General features: G+C 37.5%; 2 protein-coding genes. Both read left to right on the top strand.

What is annotated here, in order from left to right:
* Positions 1-596 precede the first annotated feature (596 nt).
* The gene (locus tag HJG39_RS19075) at positions 597-1259 is read left to right on the top strand and encodes a hypothetical protein (RefSeq protein ID WP_268411985.1); all 663 of its coding nucleotides are present in this window, start codon (positions 597-599) and stop codon (positions 1257-1259) included.
* A gap of 444 nt (positions 1260-1703) precedes the next feature.
* Positions 1704-2114, top strand: coding sequence for a hypothetical protein (locus HJG39_RS19070; RefSeq protein WP_268411983.1), 411 nt, complete (start codon positions 1704-1706; stop codon positions 2112-2114).
* Positions 2115-2267 lie beyond the last annotated feature (153 nt).

Below are 2267 nucleotides of genomic sequence, written 5' to 3'. Positions count from 1 at the left end.
ACCCCTTTCCGAAGCATAGCCCTATTCATTGAATCTTAGTGATGATTCCAGCCTGATTCACAAACGCATTCTAAGGCGACAAAAATGCGAAATATGCGGAACTCCCAATGATGTTAGTTACGCGCTTTAGGCTAGCTCTAAGGCGGTTCTTAGCAATTTTGCACATGCAGAAAAAACGCTAGATCAAGTCCGCAGGTGCGGCGTGGGGAGAACTGCGGAGCTTGAGAGCTGTGTTTGTGTTCAACGCTTTGATGTTATCAAGCCGTTGTTTCTTATAGCTTGGTGTCGATTCACGGTATAGAACTTAGAGTGGAAATTCTCGCTTTCACGCACCTAAAGGCTCGTTTTCAGCAGCGTAATTTTTCTATGTGTTTGATAGTAAAAATATAAATAAAGCACTTGTCGGATTTACAGAGACCTCTGTAAATTACAATTCTCGCTTTCACCAAAATAACCAACTCAGCTAAGAGTAGTAATTTCGGCTATTGTGCTGTTAAAATCGGGGAATGTTTGCGAAGTGGTGAGATTGAGGCATTACTAATGCTGGTTGTTACCGAGAATTCGCAGTAATACCCTGTTAGGCATCAGAGGTAGCAATGGATTTCTTTGAAAATGGGTTATGTTTCTTTTGCCATAATTATATAAATGAAACTGCTCGACTTAAAAGGTTTAATGAAACTATTGAAGCAGTCTGGTCTGATCGAGCAAATGAATTGGAATTAAAACTGACATCTAGCATTGAACAAGCACCTGAATGCGAACATCAAGATATCGGTGAGAGTTTCAATTTAGATTACATAGAAACTGTTATCAAGTATGAGTTTTTACATAGACAATCTATCATAATAACGGCTTCATCTTTGGTTGAGTCTGCCTTGTACAAACTTTGTGAGCTTACTTCATCCATTTCTGGGCATAAATTCGACCTTGCCAAGTATAAGACACGAAAATCCAAAATAGAAAAATGTATCGACCATTTATCAACAGTTGAAAATTTCAATATGAATACATTAATTGAAGAGTCAAAATATATAGGAATTTTATATAAAGTTCGTAATGAAATCGTACACAATAATGGAATACTTACTAATAAGCTTCAGCAACTAAATATTGCGAATTTAAAGGGTAGTATTGGTGGTGTTATTGAAATTAGTTTTGAATTTATAGAGTTTTATTTACAAATAATCACAGTGTTTTTTGAAAAACTAAAACCTCAAGTTTCAGTGTTCATGAGCACAAATGCCCAACAAGTCGTTTAAACGGAATAAAATCAGTTGGCTATCGCTTCGCGATTATAGCCAACCATTTTATCCGCTTAACGAGGCGTTATAACTCCCGAAGCTTCTGATGAAAAAACTAGTTTCAATCACTCTTATTTGTTTAGTCGCTATTTCCTTACTGGCAAATTCAATAAACTCATTTACTTTATGTGGTGGGACATTGATGCAGAGTTTACTAAATATAAGTGCTTGCACCGATACGCAGGAAAGATTTATTGGATTTAGAGGATCATATTTTTTCTACGAAAGTGAGTCTATTGGTGCCTCTTTGTTATTTATTGGTTTAGTCGTTTTAGCACTTTTGCTATTTTTAAGGAAAAGGTTGAATGGAAAGTAGTTATAACAAGTGCATCATGGTGGGAATTTTACTCGCTGGAAAAGCGCTCCTAAAATCCCCATATGCAAATCGTTAAGGCTCAATCTATGCTTAGACTATTCTTCTTCCTCTTTTTTATGTCTTGGTCATTTTTTGCCAATGCAACAAGGAATTTGATATTGCAGCCTGAAAGCGCTACTTATCAATTGAGAGGAGGTTGTTCTCTGAGTCTATATGCGAGCGCAGGTGGCAAAACATTGAAGTCGATATTACTTGTTTGTCCAGATAGTAAATTTGAAGTGCCTCGAAAGTATTTAGTTAATATACATAACCCTGTGTTGAGTTCAGTGTTAGTTTCAGGAGGGTCGATCGGATCAGAAAATATCGAAGCCCCAAGAGGACTAGAACTTGGTTTTGGGGCCTATATTTGCGGTGCTAGTGGCTGCCCTAAAAGCATCATTATTTCGCTAAGAGATGTAAATATTGAGCCTATAATTATTCATCATGAAAAGCCTTAACAAAGCAAGCCAAAATCGCACCTACGGTGCTGGACTCGCTATCGCTCGCCTTTGCTTGCGACGTTAGGTGGTTACAGTGATCTTCAGTCGTTTTGAGCGAAACTCTATTGATGAGATGAAAAGCATTCTTACCTCAGACGACACTTTAAGCAT

The organism is Alteromonas sp. a30 (assembly GCF_026788005.1).
Lineage (GTDB): Bacteria > Pseudomonadota > Gammaproteobacteria > Enterobacterales > Alteromonadaceae > Paraneptunicella.
Note: the sequence above shows the minus strand (reverse complement) of the source record. Positions and strands in the feature narration are given on the sequence as shown.